The following is an 18,841-nucleotide window of genomic DNA, read 5'->3' as shown; positions in this document are numbered from 1 at the left end:
TTTGAAAGTTTTTTCGAAGCTTTTTTTCTTCGTTTTCCCTTCCCTCTGGCCGGCTCCGGTCAGCGTTTCCACATCCCTTTCACTTCTCCGCTCAGGCGTTACCACCCTCGCTTCTCTCTCCTTCGCTGCTTAATGAACAACCTCCCGTCGTTTCGGGAGTGCAAAGGTGCAAATCCTTTTCTTTCCCTCCAAATCTTTTTTGAAAAAAATTTAAAGGGGATGGTTGTTTTAAGTTCAAATACAAAAGCAGAAATTAAACCTCTTTTTGTATCTCTGTCTCGCCTTTCAAGCTATTGTCAATGTACTTCCCAAGTTCATTGGGGGATACAAATATAATATACACTTTCTAACTGCTAAAATATTTTTACAAAAACGTAAAATTATTTTCTTTCAATTATCATTGTATGCTTGTTGTTAAAGAACTCCGCTATCTCATTTGCGGTGGGCAAAGGTAGCAAGCTTTTACACATCTGACAAGAGATTGTTTGATTAATTGTTCAAACTAATGATAACAACCTCATCTGTTGGCTAATAATTTCATTAATATCTGTCGAGTCATTTTCCGTATCCCATTTATAGGTTCTGTATATTTGTGCTCATATGGCTCATTCTCCACTTCCTGATGAATTTGTAAATTCAATTACTGATGCTCCTGGCCTAGACATGGTTAACTTTATTGCTGCTCACGAGCAGCCGAGTACCATCACTTCAATCCGTATCAATCCTTACAAAGCTATAGATGCAGGTCAAAGAGCAGGGGTTCCCTGGTGTAATGAGGGTAAGTATTTGGAAAGCAGGCCGTCATTTACCTTTGATCCGCTGTTTCATGCCGGTTGCTATTATGTACAGGAGGCGTCCTCTATGTTTGTTGGTTATATATATAATAGTATAAAAGCAAGCTTACCGGAGAATAGTATTGTTTTGGATTTATGTGCAGCGCCGGGCGGCAAAAGTACGTTGCTGGCTTCGGCCATGCAGCCCGGTGATTTGCTGGTAGCTAACGAAATTATTAAAACACGTGTACCCTTGCTTACTGACAATTTAACGCGTTGGGGTTTAAGTAATGTGGTAGTAAGTAATAATGACCCGAAAGATTTCGGCCGTTTGCCCGGTTTCTTTGATGTAATACTGGTAGATGCTCCCTGTTCTGGATCGGGTATGTTCCGTAAAGACCTAAAGGCAATCAATGAATGGTCTGAAGCGAATGTTAACTTATGCCAGCAGCGCCAGGAACGTATACTGGCGGATGCCTACCCGGCTTTAAAGCAAGATGGTTATTTAATATATTCCACCTGCTCTTATTCTGTACAAGAAAACGAGCAAGTGCTGGATTGGTTATGCAATGAGTTTGAACTAGAGAGTGTGAGAATCCCTATTGAATCTTCCTGGGGCATTGTAGAAACACAATCGGCACAGCATCAAGCCTGGGGATACCGCTTTTATCCGGGCCAGGTGCAAGGCGAAGGCTTATTTGCAGCCTGTTTGAAAAAAACACAGCGTAGTGGCGAAGCTAAGGGCTATAAAAGTAAGCAAATGCAAAAGCTATCGCCTAAAGAGATTGAGCCTTTAAAAAGCTATTTGAAAATACCCGACTCTTTTTACTATTTTAAGTTAACTGATGACTGGCTCGCTATACCACAGCAGCATAAGGAAGCTTTACAATTGTTGCAGCAGCATTTATATTTGAAAAAGTCGGGCATCAGATTAGGGAAGTTAGCCGGTAAAGAACTCATCCCCGATCATGAACTGGCCTTAAGCATTGACTTGAATAAAGACGCCTTTTTACAAACGGAGCTAACGCTTGAGCAAGCTATTGAATATTTGCGCAAAGACAATATGACTAACCTTACTCTTCAGCAAAAAGGCTGGAGCCTGATGACTTACCGGCAGCAGGCACTGGGCTGGGCCAAATTACTACCTAACCGCATCAACAATTATTATCCTAAAGAGATAAGAATATTAGCTTCTGTAAACCCGGATGCAAAACATACTATATAAATAGCGACACTACTTGATATCTACGTATTATATATACTGCACCGGGAAACAATGATTTAATATGCTATAGCGGCAAATACTTACTTAAAAGTATTTGCCGTTTTTATTTTACATGCCTCCCTATCCATGTTGGTTGATTTTTTGGTTAATTTTGCCCACTACCAATTATTCACCACTTTATGGAAACCACCGCTGTTTATCAGGCCCAACATAAAATTCGCTTTGTAACTGCTGCTTCATTGTTTGATGGGCATGATGCCACCATTAATATTATGCGCCGCATCTTGCAGTCATCAGGCGCTGAAGTGATCCATTTGGGACATAACCGCTCGGTGGACGAAGTGGTGAACTGCGCCATACAAGAAGATGTACAGGGTATTGCCCTAACCTCATACCAGGGCGGACACCTGGAGTACTTTAAATATATGTATGATTTACTGCGCGAGCGCGGTGCCGGGCATATCAAAATATTTGGTGGTGGCGGTGGTGTAATCCTTCCGCAAGAAATTGAAGAACTTCATCGGTATGGCATTGCCCACATCTACTCGCCTGATGATGGCCGCCGTATGGGCTTGCAAGGCATGATAAATGATATGCTACAGCAATGCGATTTTGCTACGCAAACCCAGCTTAATGGCCAACTGAAGCAAATACCGCAAAAAAGCACACGTGCTATTGCTACCGCTATTACCATTGCAGAGAATTATCCGCAACAGGCTGATGATTTTACAGGCCGCTTGCAGGAATTAATTGGCAATAAAACGATCCCTGTGTTGGGTATTACCGGTACGGGTGGTTCAGGTAAATCATCTTTGGTAGATGAATTGGTGCGCCGCTTTTTGGCAGAAACTGATAAAACGATGGCTATCATTTCGGTTGACCCATCCAAACGAAAAACGGGTGGTGCCTTATTAGGCGACCGTATACGGATGAACGCCATTAACAGTCCGCGTATTTACATGCGTTCGCTGGCTACCCGGCAGGCTAACTTGGCACTATCCAAGCATGTACAAGAATCAATTGATATATGCAAAGCAGCCGGTTTTGATTTAATTGTGGTAGAAACTTCAGGCATTGGGCAGTCGGACACCATGATTACCGATTACTGCGATGTATCCTTATATGTAATGACACCGGAGTTTGGTGCGGCTACCCAACTGGAAAAAATTGACATGTTGGATTTTGCCGACCTGGTGGCTTTAAACAAGTTCGACAAGCGCGGCGCTTTAGATGCCATTCGTGATGTGCGCAAACAATATAAGCGCAATCATCAGCTATGGGATGCTAAAGATGAAGACCTGCCGGTATTCGGCACCATGGCTTCGCAGTTTAATGATCCGGGCATGAACAATCTGTTTGTGGCCTTAATGCAGACCTTAAAAGCCAAAACCGGTATTGACTTTAATATTAATGAGCATTTAACTGCCGATCAGTCTGAAAAGATTTATATCATTCCGCCTGACCGCATACGTTACCTAGCCGAAATTACAGAAAGCAGTAAAGCTTACAGCGAATGGGTAAACGAACAATGTAAAATTGCTCAACAGCTATACCAGATTAAAGGAGTGATCAATCTTAGTCAAAACATTTCCCCGGCCCTATCTAAAGGCGAAGGAGGTAAGACATTACAAGATAAGATCAGCTCATTTGGAGAAGATGTGGGTGAGGCCATGTACAACTGGCTCGAAGAACACCTACACCCTGAATGTAAACGCCTGTTGCGCGAGTGGCCGGCCACAGTTGACAAATACAAGGCCGACAATTTTATATATAAAGTACGCGACAAAGAAATTAAGCAACCACTGTTTACTACCTCGCTTTCACAATTGCGCATTCCTAAAATCGCTTTACCCAAATATGAGGCTTGGGGCGATGTGCTGCGCTGGCTGTTAACGGAAAATGTACCGGGTGAGTTTCCTTATGCTGCGGGTGTATTTCCCTTAAAACGCGAGGGCGAAGATCCTACACGTATGTTTGCCGGTGAGGGTGGCCCTGAGCGTACCAATAAACGCTTCCACTATGTATCGCTGGATCAGCCCGCTCACCGGTTGTCTACGGCTTTTGATTCAGTAACCCTATACGGAGAAGATCCGCATACCCGCCCGGATATTTATGGTAAAATCGGTAATTCGGGCGTAAGCATTGCTACTTTGGATGATGCCAAGAAATTGTACTCAGGTTTCGATTTATGCAAGGCTTCCACTTCCGTATCCATGACTATTAATGGACCGGCACCTATGCTCTTAGGCTTCTTTATGAATGCTGCTATTGATCAGCAATGTGAAAAGTACATTACAGAGCATAACCTGCAGCATTTGGTAGAAGCGAAGTTAAAAGAGGTATATGATGATAATGGATTAGCGCGGCCAACCTACGGACAAGGAGATAGTACTTTACCAAAGGGTAACAATGGCCTTGGCTTAATGCTTTTGGGGTTAACCGGTGACCAGGTGCTGCCTGCTGATGTATACCAGCAAATAAAAGCCTATGCTATTTCCACTGTACGTGGTACGGTTCAGGCTGATATATTAAAAGAAGACCAAGCACAAAATACTTGTATCTTCTCTACTGAGTTTGCTTTGCGCATGATGGGCGATATCCAGCAATTTTTTATTGAGCAGAAAGTACGTAACTTTTACTCAGTTTCTATTTCCGGTTACCACATTGCCGAAGCAGGTGCCAATCCGGTTACGCAGCTGGCTTTTACACTGGCGAATGGCTTCACTTATGTAGAATATTATTTAAGCCGGGGCATGCATATTGATGACTTTGCCCCCAACCTGTCGTTTTTCTTCTCCAACGGTATTGACCCTGAATATTCGGTGATTGGCCGGGTGGCACGCCGCATTTGGGCTAAAGCCATCAAGAATAAATACAAAGGGAATGATCGTTCGCAGAAATTAAAGTACCACATTCAAACCAGCGGCCGCTCACTGCATGCGCAGGAGATTGACTTTAACGATATCCGTACCACGTTGCAGGCGTTGTACGCTATTTATGATAACTGCAATTCATTGCATACCAATGCTTATGATGAAGCCATTACCACCCCTACCGAAGAATCGGTACGCCGGGCTATGGCCATACAGTTAATTATCAACCGTGAGTTGGGCTTAGCCAAAAATGAAAACCCGATACAAGGCGCTTTTATCATTGAGGAATTAACTGACCTGGTAGAAGAAGCCGTATTGGAAGAATTTAAGCGTATTAACGACCGCGGCGGTGTTTTGGGTGCGATGGAAACTATGTATCAGCGCAGTAAAATACAGGAAGAATCTTTATACTATGAAACGCTGAAGCATACCGGCGAATACCCCATTATTGGTGTAAATACGTTTTTAAACAAAAAAGGCTCGCCAACCATTGTTCCGGCCGAGGTAATACGGGCTACTGAGGAAGAGAAACAGCAACAGATAACCAACCTGCAGTCTTTCCAGCAGCGCAACCAGGATAAAGCCGGCCAATTATTAACCGAATTGCAGCAGCAAGCCGTAGCCGGAAAAAATACATTTGAGCATTTAATGGAAGTATGTAAATATTGTTCATTGAGGCAAATCTCTCACGCTTTGTATGAGGTAGGCGGACAATACCGCCGGAATATGTAATACGGAATAATCCGTATTACATATTTTTTATACGATGGCTGCCTGCAATAAAAGCAATGAGGTCTACCATAATATGTACAAAAATTACAGTTTTAATATTGCGGTACTTTTGATAATGCACTGCAAAAATTAACCCGATAAAAAAGGGCCCGATAATTTCGCGCCAGCTGTGGTATTGATAGTGCAAAGCTGCAAATGCCAAGCTGGAGATCAATATTGCTGACCATTTGGAATTGAGCGCCACCTGCAAACGCGGCAACATAAACCCTCTGAACAATAACTCTTCGGTCACTCCTGCGGTTATACAACCAAATAGCAGCAACCATGTACTGTGGCTCATTAGTTTAATCATCACCTGCATCAGTGCTGTATTGTCTTTTTGCCAGCCCAGCAATGCAGGAATAGCTGAGATCATACCTGCCACAATTACCAACAAATACAACACAATTACTGAAACGAGATAAAACCTGACCGATTTAGCCTCTTCTCTCCATGGTAAAAATCTTTGCTTACTAAGTTTAGCATATGCCAAGAGCAAAGCCACAGCAACCCAGAATATAAACCGGCTGTAAAATAATATATGCCAGTCGGCTTTAAACCAGGAGCCGAAATATAATTTAAACGGCCAGCTGATGAGCAGAACCAATATTAAAGGCAAAAAAGCTTCGAGGCCGGCTCGAAGTCTGTTAGGTTGAGGCGCAGTAATCATCTAAGGTTAAGATTTGAGGCTGAATTTAATTCTTTTCACTGGCATGTGTATATACAATTTGAGCTTCTTCAATGAGAGCGACTAATATGATTATCGAAAAATCCCTCTCTCTTATTTATGTACATTGCAATAGCTTTTCCGGCACTATTATATTCATCACCACAACTTTATAACAACATTATTAGGCAATAATGCTGGTCTGTGAGCTGATATATATCAGGTATTTGAAAAAATTTGATATTTAAAATTACCTTTTTTCGGATAATTGCCCCAGGATTATAATTATGGCAGAAGATCAGCTTTATATCAGAATAGGGATAGAAGAATTACGGCACCATGGCAAAGATTTTGAAAATTGCCGTTTTAAGGGTTGCGATTTTTCGGGTGTTGATCTTTCCGATATCCGCTTTGCTGATTGCCAGTTTACGGACTGCACTTTAGCCTTGGCCGGTGTGAATAACACCGCCTGGCAAAATGTGCAGTTTAACGGATGTAAATTGAGTGGCGTACACTTTAGCCGCAGCAGCAATTTTCTATTCGAAGCACATTTTACCGATTGCATTTTAGATAACGCTGTGTTTTATCAAAAAAAGAACAAAAAGGCACAGTTTATCAATTGTTCGCTTATTGAAACCGACTTTACTGAGGCCGACCTTACGGGTGCCCTATTTAAGGAATGCAACCTGAACCACGCATTTTTTGAACGCACCATTTTGAAGACTGCCGACTTCAGCACCAGCTACAATTACACCATTGATCCGGAAAACAACCTGTTAAAGAAGGCCAAGTTTTCGGTGCATGGCTTACCCGGCTTACTGAGCAAATACGACATTGTAGTACAATCTTAAATCTTACCACCTTCATCGTCAATACAAACAAGTCATTTAAACGATTATTAAAACTGCATATTGACACCTTTCTGTATTTTATAATGTACACACTATAAACTTGTACAACTTATAGAACTACTGCGTGCATCTTTTCTGAACACAAGTAAATTTTAAATGCACTTTACAATGTTCTTGGTACACAGATTGAAACTGTTAAACTGTACGGATAATCTGTTTACTATTATGATGACATTCCTGATCCATCTACTACATATATTTGTGATTACAGCTTTTAGTCTATTTGTGGTATTTGCCTTCCTAGCACTCAATGGTACTTTTGACAATTGGACAGAGCGGTTAAAGCAAAATAAGCGACGCCGCTTCCGCAGTCGCTACCATAAAAAAAAGCCTTATGCCCAGTGAGCATAAGGCTTTTTTAATTTAAATGTATTAACGCCTTCCTAGCCCGTTTAGCTCCGCTTCTCCACACGGTCATAAAAACCACCAAACGAATTCATTTTTACTGCATCTTCTCTAAAAAAATCACCGGGGAAACCGAGTGGTATTTTACTCACTTCATCGAGGCGCTGCAATTGCGCATGGGTTAAAGTGATTTCTGTAGTTTTTAGGTTTTCTTTCAACTGCTCCAACTTGGTAGCTCCCATAATAGGTATGCACGAAAAATTTTGCTGCATCATCCATTTCAAAGCTACATGTCCGGCCGAGGTACCTAATTCTTCGGCAATGGCCATTACCTCGCGGGTAATACGTTCACTGTTCTCATTACGCCGCACACTTTCTTCTTTTATACGGCCTTGTCCACCCTGTAAGTATTTACCGGTTAACACGCCGCCGCCCAATGGTGCCCAAGGGGTAACCGTCATCCCGAAATGTTTAGCCATCGGTATAAGTTCACGCTCGGGTGTACGCTGTATCAGGCTATACTCTACCTGCAAGGCAACAAACTGGCTCCACCCCATCAGTTCGGCTAAGGTGTTTCCTTTGGCTACCATCCAGGCCGGGGTATCACTTATAGCAGCATAATTTACCTTGCCCTGGCGTATCAAATCATCCAGACCGCGAAGTACTTCATCAATCGGGGTGAGATCATCCCAAATGTGCAAATACAGCACATCAATAAAATCAGTTTTTAAACGCTTCAGGCTCTCCTCTACACTACGCATCATATTTTTGCGGTTATTGCCTGATGCATTAGGGTTGGTTTGGTTATCTTTTAAGGTATATTTAGTAGCTACCACAAAGTAATCACGGTCATGATTACTCAAATAATTACCAATAATTTTCTCGCTGGTACCCAATTTATATATGTTGGCCGTATCCAAAAAGTTGCCACCGGCTTCAGCATATGCATCCATAATGGCAAAACTGGCGGCTTCATCTGCACCCCAACCAGCTTCTGTGCCAAAGCCCATAGTGCCCAAGCATAACTCAGACACTTTTAAGCCGGAACGACCTAATAATTTATAGTTCATAATGTATCAGTTTTATTTTAAACGGTAACAGTGCCATAATCAGACGGTTTGCCATACACAGCCAATGTTACAAACAAATGTAAATGACTGATTGTAATTTACAGACATAATAACAGCTACACTAATGAAAAAGATAACCACCAAGCAGGCGCCCGTAAATATTCATCATATGTACGAGTTTTTGCAGCACCACTTAAATAAAAATTTTGCCAAGCAACGGCAGCAGGATATTGAGTTTGATATTAAAGAAGCGGACGACAACGCTATTGAAATTTCAAAGCCCGGCATGTATGAAGGTAATCTGTTCAGGATAGAAGGGCGGGGCAATGAACTGCACATCCATAAAACCGAAGATTATACCGATGATGTGAATGTGCTAACGCTGGAGGATATATTGAATAACTTGTTTTTTGATTATCCGGGGCCAAAGACCATGACCAATATCAGCGATGAGTCGTAAAATTTAAAAGAAAGGGTTGGATACCGGCTTAACCGTGTATCCAACTAAATTTATATTCCAAGCCGGGATTTTTCATCCGCTCGGCTACACGTATCAAGCGATCAGGCAGGGCCAGCACATAATCACGTGCTTTTTCACCGGCTTCGTTTAAATCCGTTATGTTTTCTATTTGCCAGTCTGCAATCAAGCCTTTTAATATTTCTACATAGTCAACTGCAGTGTAGATACCCAGGCGTTGTGCAGCATCGGTAAAATGGCCAAAAGTTTGACCTATCTTTAAACCTACTTCACGAAGGAAATGCGCCGGCATCACTATCTTTTTGCGCATCATATCTTCAAAAGCAATCATGGCCTCGTTAGGGTCAACCTCAAATATTTTGGAAATGAAAGTTTTATAAGCTTTAGCATGGCGGGCCTCATCAGAAGCAATTACACCACACATTTTTGACAACAAGGTGTCACCAGCCTTTTTAGCTTGTGAAGCTACGCGGCGGTGAGACACATTGGTAGCCAGTTCCTGAAAAGAGGTGTAAATAAAGTTACGGTATGGATCAGCTCCGGTACCGATATCAAAACCATCGGCAATCAAATATTGAGTAGACACTTCCATGGCGCGCATATTTACACGGCCTGAAAGGTATAAGTATTTGTTCAGTAAATCACCGTGACGGTTTTCTTCGGCAGTCCAGTGGCGGGTCCACTTCATCCAGCCGCCTTCGTAATCACCACTTACCCCTTCTACCATAGTTAACCATGATTCATAGGTAGGCAATGCTTCTTCGGTAATGGTATCGCCAATCAGTACGGCAACCAGGTCATAAGACAAGCCTTTGGCGCTTTCTTGTAACTCTTTAACTTCGGTAAAGAATGAGTCTCTTGTAGAATCAGGTAAAAGATCTGATGGTTGCCAGATTTCGTCAATCGGCTTCAAAAATTCAGGCATCTTTTCAAGCATGAATTTTTCAATATGCTTCATCACCTCTTTGCGCTTCTCTTCAAAAAATCTCATAGTTAAATAATTGACTGTAAAAGTAACATTTTTTGCCTAAATTGGTGTTATTGCATTGCAATATAATCTCATTATTGTAATGCTTCGCGCATGCAAGGCGAAAGATCGGCTACCGATGGCTTACCATTGAATAAGGAAAAGTTGGTATTATAATCCCACAACATGCCGGGAATATTCAATTGCTTTAATGATTGGCGCACAGCTTTAATGTAACGACACCGGCTATCCAGATCGGCGTACTGATTATATACCCCATACTCGGTACACAACAAGGGTACTGCATATTTATTACCCCACGCTTTTACAATCTGTAATTTATCTTTAACTGACTGTGCATTGCCATCGCGCCGATACTGATAATAGTTGGTTTCGCCCCATGTATTTTTAGCAGCCGGATTAAGGGCCGGAAATTTTTCCTCATTATATGGAAACGGTACCCCGATAGTGGCTACCTGATTACCCACCCAGGCAGCCCCCTGATGGGTAAAAAAGAAAGGCTCATAAAAATGAAAAGTGTAAATGATATTTTCGTCGGCCAGGCGCACAAAGCGGCTCAGCTCATAAATACTGTTAAAATTTGAGGCACCTATAAGCAGGGTACGCTGCTTATCAATAGCCCGTATAGCGTTCGAGATATTATAGGCAGCATCTTTCCAAACCTGTTCGTTCATGTGTGGCGGCTCATTGTAGAGTTCAAAAAATAAGTCGTCCTCGTACTTCCCCTGGTATTTTTGCGCCAAATATTGCCAAACAGCGATAATTTTAGGGGTTTCGCTTAAGTAATTATTATCATCCAGTTTACCGTAGTGGTAATCTATTACCAGTTTAAACCCATATTTTCGGCACTGTTGCCAAACTTTTTCAATACGGTCTGCTACCGTATCTATGGGTATCTGCTGCTCTTCAAAATACCTGAAGGCCACCGGTAAACGTATATTCTTAAACCCTAACTGTTTCAGCAGAGCATAGTCGGCCGCAGTAAGTACAACAGCATTTAGTGCCTGCGCATTCCAGGTTTGCTCTAGGGCGGAAACACTGATACCATGATTTAAACTTTGTGCTCTTTTAAAGGCCAACTGGCGTAAACCCGGTATGATTGGAGTACTATTTGCTATATGGAAAATAAAAATTAGTACTAAATTTATTGCCAGTTTAAAACCGGTATATTTCATCATACGTAATACTCTTTTAAACTATTTGTTAAACCCGTTAGCTGCCATATCGCAATTAGCAGCATTAAACATATTGTAACCTTTTTATAACTGATGCTCGTTCAGATAAACAGAGACGAATTCTTAAAAGAACTCACCAAGAAAGCCTGGTACCAAACCAATATCGTAGTTTGGACAATTGTTTTTCTATACCCGATACTAAGCATAGCTGATTTTATTTATATGCCAGACGTATGGGTGCAATTTTTAATTGTGCGCATTATTACAGTACTGGTTATTTTGGGCTTATATACGTTATTTCAGAATAAAAAGTATGATTACCGTGTACTATTGCACATCACCCTGCTCATAATATCTGTTACTTCGGCCATTTTGTGTAATGTAGTAAGCGTTCAGCACTTAACCGTGTATTACATGATTTATTCCATTATCATCCTGTTTTTCAATTTGCAGGTGTTTTGGGAACCGGTTAACTCTTTTGTACAGGTGCTGATATCTTTTGTACTGTTGGCCTTGTTTTTCAACGCCTTCGGCCAATATACTATAGATATTATTATTAATAACGGGGGCCAGTATTTCTTTGTTGTAGCATTGCTTTCCTGCCTGGTACCGGGCACACGCTATAAAGTAATTGAACGCGAAGTGCGCTCACAATTGCTGATTGAAAAATCGAACGAGCAGTTAAAAGCCCAAAACCGTGATATTGCAGAGAAAAATAGCCTGATTGATACCCAGTATGAGAAACTGCGCAAAATGGATGAGCAAAAAAATAGTTTCATCAATATCGCCGGCCACGACTTAAAAAACCTTATTGGCTCCATTATCATGAGCAATAACATGATTAAGGAGGAAGATTACCGCCTGAGCAGCGACCAGATGGAATATACCAACTACATTTCCGAATCTGCCGAAAAAATGCAATACATGCTGAACAAGCTGATGGATGTAAAGGAAATTGATTCGCCGGAGATCAAGTTCAATATGCAGATTTTCGACATTAACGCTGAAGCTCATCATATTTTGAAAGGCCTGAATGAAACTGCGCAGATGAAAAACATTCATTTGGTGGATAATATTTTGAAACTGCCTATCAATGTAAGGCTGGATAAAGTATTTACCGGCCAGGTGTTTCAAAACCTGTTATCGAACGCGATTAAGTTTTCGCAAACCAATAATGATATCAGGGTAGTTACCAGTTTGCAACGCCAAAAATTTGTGTTCGAGATTATAGACGAAGGCATTGCTATTGGCCAGGAAGAGCTGAACATGATGTTCAATAAATTGAAAACCCTTAATGACGCCTCCTCAGGTACGGCAGTAGAAAGCCGCCTGGGTTTAGGTTTATCTATTGCCAAACTCATGACCCAGGAGATGGGTGGCGAACTTACTTACCGCAGTGATGATAACGGCAATTATTTCAGAGTAGAATTTTATGCAATTAATTAATACACGTACCTTAATGAAGAAACTTTGTACGCTTTTTGCTTTTTTAACTTTTATCACCTTAAATCTTAAGGCACAGAGCATCTCCACTTTTAAAGCCATGGGGCACCCTGATGAGGTAATTACCGGCATGAGCGGTTCTACTTCATTTTATTTTAAAATTGATCCGCAGGTAGAATTACGGGGCAGTAAAATGGTGCTGTATTTTCAGCCATCACAAGCCTTGTTAAAAGACAAATCTTTTATCAACGTGCTGGTAGGCGGCCGCCAGGTATACAGTACCCGTTTAGGTACCGACTCTATCCAACGCATTGGCTTAAACCTGACACCTGAGTTTTTGAGTGCCGATAAGAAGTACTTAATTGTACAAATAAGAACACTGTTAACGCTTGATGATAACAAATGTAAGGACCTGGATAACCCGGCTATGTGGCTGCGTATATTGGGTAACTCTTACCTGTCATTGGTGAAAACCAATAAAAATTTCTTTAATAATGTAAACATTGCCAACAGCTTTGAAACCAAATCGGTAATTGTTTACCCCAAAAACCCTACGCTGATTGACTTAAAAGCAGCAGCCTGGGCCTATGCCAAATTAAAGAAAAGCCAGATTAACGATATTAAAGTTTATGAAGCCGACAAGCTGCCCGATAGTGTACACAGCTATGTAGCCGTAGGCGAGTTAAGCCGCCTTTCGGCCAATGTGCGCCAGTTGCTGCGTGTTACCCCGCCAAAAAGCGATGGTTTGTTTTACCTGCACAAATCAGTGATTACGGTTACTGATACTGTAACCACGCTGGTAAACATCAAGGGCAACCTGATTGCAGCCAAATCAGTAGCGCCGCATGTAACGCCCAGCGAAGTTATGATCGTTACCGGCAATGGTGATGACGGCCTCGAAAAATCAATTACGGCTTTAGGTAATGCCAACATCTTAAACTCCACTTTTGGCGATTACCTGATTATCAACAAAGCTCAGAACAACTTCTTTAAAACCGTTGATGCCAACCGTTCCAAATTAACTTTACGCCAAGTAGGTGGAGTTACCAATTTTATGTCGGGCATTGGCTCATTACGCAGCGTATACAACTTTAAAAACAGTGATTTCAGCTTTACTCCTAAAGAAATTGAGATACATTTTGAAGGCATTTATAGTGGATTGAATACCACCGGTGACCGTGGTTTCTTTAACATCTATCTTAATGGGATGCTGATTAACAGCGAAAAGCTGGATCAATCGGGCAAATTATCAACTTCGGTAACCATTAACCGTTACCAGCACCATAAATACAACACTTTAGAAGCCGAATTCAGGTTTTACCCCAGCAGCGGTAACTGCCAAAACAGCTTCACCAACTTCTTTGGCGAGATTGATGTAGATAAATCATCACTCGAATCCAGAAACCCGTTCATCACCAGCGATCTGAGCTTTTACCAGTACCCAGAAGCATTTAACAGTGGCACTACCCGAATTGTGGTAAGTAAAAACTATGCTAAATATGCTGCTGCTGCTATGGGTGAAGTGATTTTTGAATTGAACAACAACATCAACGCCAATAACTTCCCCGAGTTTGTTTACTCAGACGATATGAACAACGGTGGCGATTTACGAAAATACAATATTGTAGCCCTGCTTGACCGTAAAGATGCCATTATGGGCGAGTTTCCGGATGCTCCTATCCGCTTCCAGGATCGTTTCCGTTTGTACAATAACGAGAATAATAAGGTAGTGTATTCATTATCCGATTCTACATCCAACGGTTTAGCACAAATATTTTATGGCCGTGGTAATAATGCGGTGCTCGTAATTACAGGTACAGGTAAAAACCTGGCCGGCTCCTTCCTTTCGGCATCACGCTCCATTACCGAGCAATTATCAACCCTGGCCAGTAATGTTTGCATTGCTGATGTAGCCAGCAATAAGTATTTGTTTAACATCAGCAAATCGAGCGAAAACCTGGAATATGTAGATGCCAAGAGCGCGCTTGCCCGTTTCTGGGAAAGTTATAACCTGTATATACTATTGGCAATTCTCATCCTGATTTTACTCTCATTCCTCTATATCCGTTCTAAAATTCAGAAATCACAAGAGTTTCCGAACGAATAATTGTAGTTGAAAATCTAATACCGGCATAACCGCAATGTATACCCCATTGCGGTTATGCAATTTTAAACCCTAAATAAGGAGTTAATCTCATGAATGAAACCCCTCATGTAGTAGATGCCGGTACAGCTATTGCCGGCGATGAGATGAGTGCAACAGCCCGGATGCTGATGAATGATGGGTTTATCACCATAAAGACTTATCAGGAAATTATAAAATTGGCTGCTACCAATAAGCAGTCTTTTATTAAAACGGCTCTCAATTTCGGATTTGTATCCCGCAAAAATTATGAGCGCTCTTTAATTAACGCAGGTTTCACTATTGATTCCGCCCGCCAGCAAGCCACAGACGCCGAAGTTTTAAAACAAATTGATTTAGATTTTGCCAGTGACCGCCTGGCTTTACCCCTGCGCATTGAAAACCGTAAGCTCGTAACCTTAATGGCTGACCCGGCCGATGAACTTTATATTGATTTCATTAGGTTTACTTATGATCTGGAACCCGAAATAATTATTGCCAGCGACCTGGACATTATTTGGATGAGCCATAAGCTTTTGGGCGAAAAGCACGTAAAAGCAGCTGTATATGACCTATTGAACCGCGACCCTGATAACTCGGCTATTAAAGTGTTTACGCCGGCACAAATCATGTTCTTTTTCGGGCTGTTCTCGGTTACTATATTCTTTCTGATTTATAATTTCAGGATTACTTCTATTGTCATCAACGTACTGCTCAGTATTTTCTTTCTAATTTCTATTTCATTTAAGCTGTTTCTAGCACTGGTAGGTTCCAGGTTTGAACTTTACCAGGCAGTAACCCGCACCGATTTGAAACGTGTGGTAGATGATACTTTGCCAGTATATACTATTCACCTGCCGGTATACAAAGAAGATAAGTTGATTAAGAAGCTGATCTGGAACCTGCAGAGTTTAGATTATCCGCGCGAGAAGCTGGACATTAAACTGCTGATTGAAGAAGACGACGACAAAACACTGAATGCAGTACGTGACCTGGATTTCCCGGCTATATTCGAGGTGATTGTAGTCCCCTTCCATATGCCTAAAACCAAGCCTAAAGCTTGCAATTACGGGCTGCATTTTTCGAAAGGCAAGTTTCTAACGATTTATGATGCTGAAGATATTCCGGACACTGATCAATTGAAAAAGATTGTGGCTTTGTTCGATAAGCTTCCTCCTGAGTACATTGTAGTACAGTGCGCCTTAAATTACTTCAACCGCAACGAGAACTTTCTTACCCGCATGTTCACTTTAGAGTATTCGTATTGGTTTGATTATATGCTGCCTGGTTTAGATACCTTGGATATTCCAATCCCACTGGGTGGTACCAGTAATCACTTCAAATTAGACCGCTTAATTGAACTGGGTGGTTGGGATGCTTTTAACGTAACTGAAGATGCCGATTTAGGTGTAAGGGCTTACGCTAAAGGCTATAAAGTAGCCATAGTAAATTCTACTACCTACGAAGAAGCCAACAACGAATTCTTTAATTGGATACGCCAGCGTTCACGTTGGATTAAGGGTTATATGCAAACCTTCTTGGTGCACATGCGCAGTCCATCGCGCTTAGTAAAAAAGATTGGCTGGAAAGGCTTCTTGGGCTTTAACTTTTTTATTGGCGCCACCCCTATCATGTTCCTCATTTATCCTGTACTACTGGCTATATTTATTTGCTATGTGGTATTCGATATAGAAACCATCCGTATCCTCTTTCCAGATTGGGTACTGTTTATGGCGATCTTTAACTTGATGGTAGGTAACATCCTGATGATTTATGTAAACATGATGGCTGTATTTAAGCGCCGGTATTACGAGTTGATATTGTTTGCAATAGCTAACCCCATTTACTGGCTTATGCACTCTATAGCGGCTTATAAAGGCTTATATCAGTTAATTGTGAACCCTTTTTACTGGGAGAAAACCAATCATGGTATCAGTAAAGTCCATAATTCAAACGTTGTTAAATGAGAAACTCGAAGGCACTCTATCTATTGCTTATTACAATAGTACTGGCCGTATATTATATCATACTCGGAATTTATGCTAACAAGCTTGGTTACTACAACCAGGAATCATTGTTTTACATTGAAAAATCAAAGGTAATTGTTGATGGCGTAGGCAACCGCTTAAAAGTAATGGGGCTTACCTCCCCGCTCATACCATTTTACAGCACATTCCTGTTTACAACTATTAACTATGCCTTAGCTCCGGTTATTGCCTCAGCATTGGGTATGGCGTTATTGTTTTACATTATGGCCAGCACCATGGTGAAACGAATTAACGATGATTATTACCTGCTTTTGCTGTGTATCTTATTTTTATTTCATCCGGGGTTTATCTATGCGGCCTGCTCAGGTAAATCCATTTATGCAGTTCTGATTTTTTTCTACCTGTTCTTTTTGAACATGTTGAAGTTTTATAATTCCAACACAACATTCCATATCTCCATAGCCAGTATCTGCTTCGTGATGCTCATTTTTAGCGATTACAAATTCATCTGGCTTTCGCTCTTTTTTATTCCACTTATCTTATCAATTGCAATACACACACTTAATTTAAGTGAACGTGAGTCTATATTCAGGTTGTTTCTAAGTTTCAACAATCCATCATTGCGGCGTAAACTGATCAATAAAACATTTTCTATTTACATGATCATCTTCATTCTGCCGCTGTCATCTATCATGATATATAAAATGCTTAATCTGACTCATGCTAACGACTTGAATTACTTTTTGGAAAGCCCTTATGCTACCTGGAGCGTACTGACAGATAAAATTGATTATAGTATCTATAATGCAGAATCAAGCCGATCAATATCTGAAAATTCAATAATCCTGTCATTCAAAGCGCTTTTATACTGCCCCCTTATCTTAGTAGCTATATATCTGTTGAGACATTATATTTATCAAATCTTAACCATTCTAACCCCTTTCGGCTTAATTGAATTTTTAAGGATTAAATACGAAAAAACGAGTTTGCCGCTTCAATACTTTGTTATATTTCTTGTATTAGCACTCCTTTGTATTATGTACAAAGCAAGGCCGGTAAAAAAGCAATTGCTGTTCAAAGTATTTCTTACAGCAATGATAGGAGTACAACTGTTTACTGGTTATGTATACCTTAAAAACTCAACCATAGCAGAGGAGCAAAACTTTATGGCAACGGTTTTGCACAAATCGCCCATTAGCACACAAGAAGAAAGCATGACTATGGCTGGTTACTTAAATGGTTTAGGCAGCTCCGCACAAGTGTTAGTTGACGATGCTGTAGCTTATCCGGTGGTAGCCTATGTAAATAATATCCGCACGCTAACTATGCCGTATCAAGACACATACCTGAGTGCTATTGAATCGCCAAATAATTATGATGACTATATGCTAATCGCTAATGAAAAGAATGCAGCAAGCGGTTACACACAGTTAAATAACAGCTATTTGCAAATATTAAAAGGACAAGGGCATGTGCTAAACTTGATTAAGGTATATCAAACCGACCATTGGGCGTTGTATCGAATTAGGTAAGACTAAAACTGATTATTAACTGGAGCTGCACTATGTGCAGCTTTTTTTATGGTAGGTAGAAGCAAATCATTGATACTAACAATTCAAACAATTGTATAATCTTATTAGTGAATAAATACAAACGCTTAGATAGAGCTAATAACATTCAACACTACAAAGACATAATAGAAACAAAATAGGAGTTATCGATATATGTTGTTGTTGAAAGAAAGCTCTCTATGTGGTGAGGAATCGATTATAGTGAAACTGCAATCTCTATACATTATTAATAATATAGTTGCTGAGAAGAAGTTATAGCGATGCATTGTGCAGGTGTTTAGCCCAAGCGGCTATGGCTTAACCAGCGCTTGCCCCCTCCCCCATCCGTCCCCGCTCCCATTCCTCCCCACAACGCAGAAAACCCCCATACTTATTCAGTAAGGGGGTTTAGTTTGTAAGGTATGGCGCCGACCTACTCTTCCACCTGTTACGGCAGTACCA

General features: G+C 41.0%; 14 protein-coding genes. 10 read left to right on the top strand and 4 right to left on the bottom strand.

All coding sequences use genetic code 11. The features are described from left to right. The 3 genes from ACYVNW_RS18440 to ACYVNW_RS18430 all read left to right on the top strand — a co-directional run. Positions 1-336 (top strand): hypothetical protein (locus ACYVNW_RS18440; RefSeq protein ID WP_460681390.1); only part of this gene is annotated, 336 nt, incomplete at its 5' end. A gap of 264 nt (positions 337-600) precedes the next feature. Further along, complete coding sequence (locus ACYVNW_RS18435) at positions 601-1,998, top strand: methyltransferase RsmF C-terminal domain-like protein (RefSeq protein ID WP_460681389.1); 1,398 nt, start codon at positions 601-603, stop codon at positions 1,996-1,998. 179 nt (positions 1,999-2,177) lie between these two features. Continuing rightward, positions 2,178-5,603, top strand: a complete 3,426-nt coding sequence (locus tag ACYVNW_RS18430; RefSeq protein WP_460681388.1) for a methylmalonyl-CoA mutase family protein — start codon at positions 2,178-2,180, stop codon at positions 5,601-5,603. A 16-nt stretch (positions 5,604-5,619) separates the two neighbouring features. Here the strand turns inward: ACYVNW_RS18430 and ACYVNW_RS18425 are convergent, their stop codons facing one another. Continuing rightward, on the bottom strand, positions 5,620-6,312 hold the full coding sequence (locus tag ACYVNW_RS18425) for a lysostaphin resistance A-like protein (protein WP_460681387.1): 693 nt from the start codon (positions 6,310-6,312) through the stop codon (positions 5,620-5,622). Positions 6,313-6,596: 284 nt separating this feature from the next. Here ACYVNW_RS18425 and ACYVNW_RS18420 point away from each other — a divergent pair, with 284 nt between their 5' ends. Continuing rightward, the gene (locus ACYVNW_RS18420) at positions 6,597-7,160 is read left to right on the top strand and encodes a pentapeptide repeat-containing protein (protein WP_460681386.1); all 564 of its coding nucleotides are present in this window, start codon (positions 6,597-6,599) and stop codon (positions 7,158-7,160) included. 225 nt (positions 7,161-7,385) lie between these two features. Then, complete coding sequence (locus tag ACYVNW_RS18415) at positions 7,386-7,565, top strand: hypothetical protein (RefSeq protein WP_460681385.1); 180 nt, start codon at positions 7,386-7,388, stop codon at positions 7,563-7,565. A 47-nt stretch (positions 7,566-7,612) separates the two neighbouring features. Here the strand turns inward: ACYVNW_RS18415 and ACYVNW_RS18410 are convergent, their stop codons facing one another. After that, positions 7,613-8,635 (bottom strand): aldo/keto reductase, encoded by a 1,023-nt coding sequence (locus tag ACYVNW_RS18410; RefSeq protein ID WP_460681384.1) that lies wholly within the window; start codon positions 8,633-8,635, stop codon positions 7,613-7,615. 124 nt (positions 8,636-8,759) lie between these two features. Here ACYVNW_RS18410 and ACYVNW_RS18405 point away from each other — a divergent pair, with 124 nt between their 5' ends. Then, positions 8,760-9,095, top strand: coding sequence for a hypothetical protein (locus tag ACYVNW_RS18405; protein ID WP_460681383.1), 336 nt, complete (start codon positions 8,760-8,762; stop codon positions 9,093-9,095). A 28-nt stretch (positions 9,096-9,123) separates the two neighbouring features. Here ACYVNW_RS18405 and ACYVNW_RS18400 read toward each other — a convergent pair whose 3' ends face one another. Together ACYVNW_RS18400 and ACYVNW_RS18395 are read right to left on the bottom strand one after the other, a co-directional pair. Beyond that, complete coding sequence (locus ACYVNW_RS18400) at positions 9,124-10,104, bottom strand: acyl-ACP desaturase (protein WP_460681382.1); 981 nt, start codon at positions 10,102-10,104, stop codon at positions 9,124-9,126. Between the two features lie 71 nt (positions 10,105-10,175). Continuing rightward, a complete protein-coding gene (locus tag ACYVNW_RS18395; RefSeq protein ID WP_460681381.1) occupies positions 10,176-11,279 on the bottom strand; it encodes a glycoside hydrolase family 5 protein in 1,104 nt (367 codons plus the stop codon). A 90-nt stretch (positions 11,280-11,369) separates the two neighbouring features. Here ACYVNW_RS18395 and ACYVNW_RS18390 point away from each other — a divergent pair, with 90 nt between their 5' ends. The 4 genes from ACYVNW_RS18390 (at position 11,370) to ACYVNW_RS18375 (ending at position 18,361) form a co-directional block, all read left to right on the top strand. Beyond that, positions 11,370-12,722: a sensor histidine kinase gene (locus tag ACYVNW_RS18390; RefSeq protein WP_460681380.1), complete on the top strand. Its 1,353-nt coding sequence runs from the start codon at positions 11,370-11,372 to the stop codon at positions 12,720-12,722. Between the two features lie 13 nt (positions 12,723-12,735). Then, positions 12,736-14,826: a cellulose biosynthesis cyclic di-GMP-binding regulatory protein BcsB gene (locus ACYVNW_RS18385; RefSeq protein WP_460681379.1), complete on the top strand. Its 2,091-nt coding sequence runs from the start codon at positions 12,736-12,738 to the stop codon at positions 14,824-14,826. A gap of 89 nt (positions 14,827-14,915) precedes the next feature. Then, positions 14,916-16,808: a glycosyltransferase family 2 protein gene (locus ACYVNW_RS18380; protein WP_460681378.1), complete on the top strand. Its 1,893-nt coding sequence runs from the start codon at positions 14,916-14,918 to the stop codon at positions 16,806-16,808. Further along, on the top strand, positions 16,805-18,361 hold the full coding sequence (locus ACYVNW_RS18375) for a hypothetical protein (protein WP_460681377.1): 1,557 nt from the start codon (positions 16,805-16,807) through the stop codon (positions 18,359-18,361). Before ACYVNW_RS18380 ends, ACYVNW_RS18375 begins: the two co-directional genes overlap by 4 nt. Positions 18,362-18,841: the final 480 nt, after the last annotated feature.

Source organism: Mucilaginibacter koreensis, from assembly GCF_054783355.1.
This window is presented reverse-complemented; position numbering and strand designations above follow the sequence as displayed.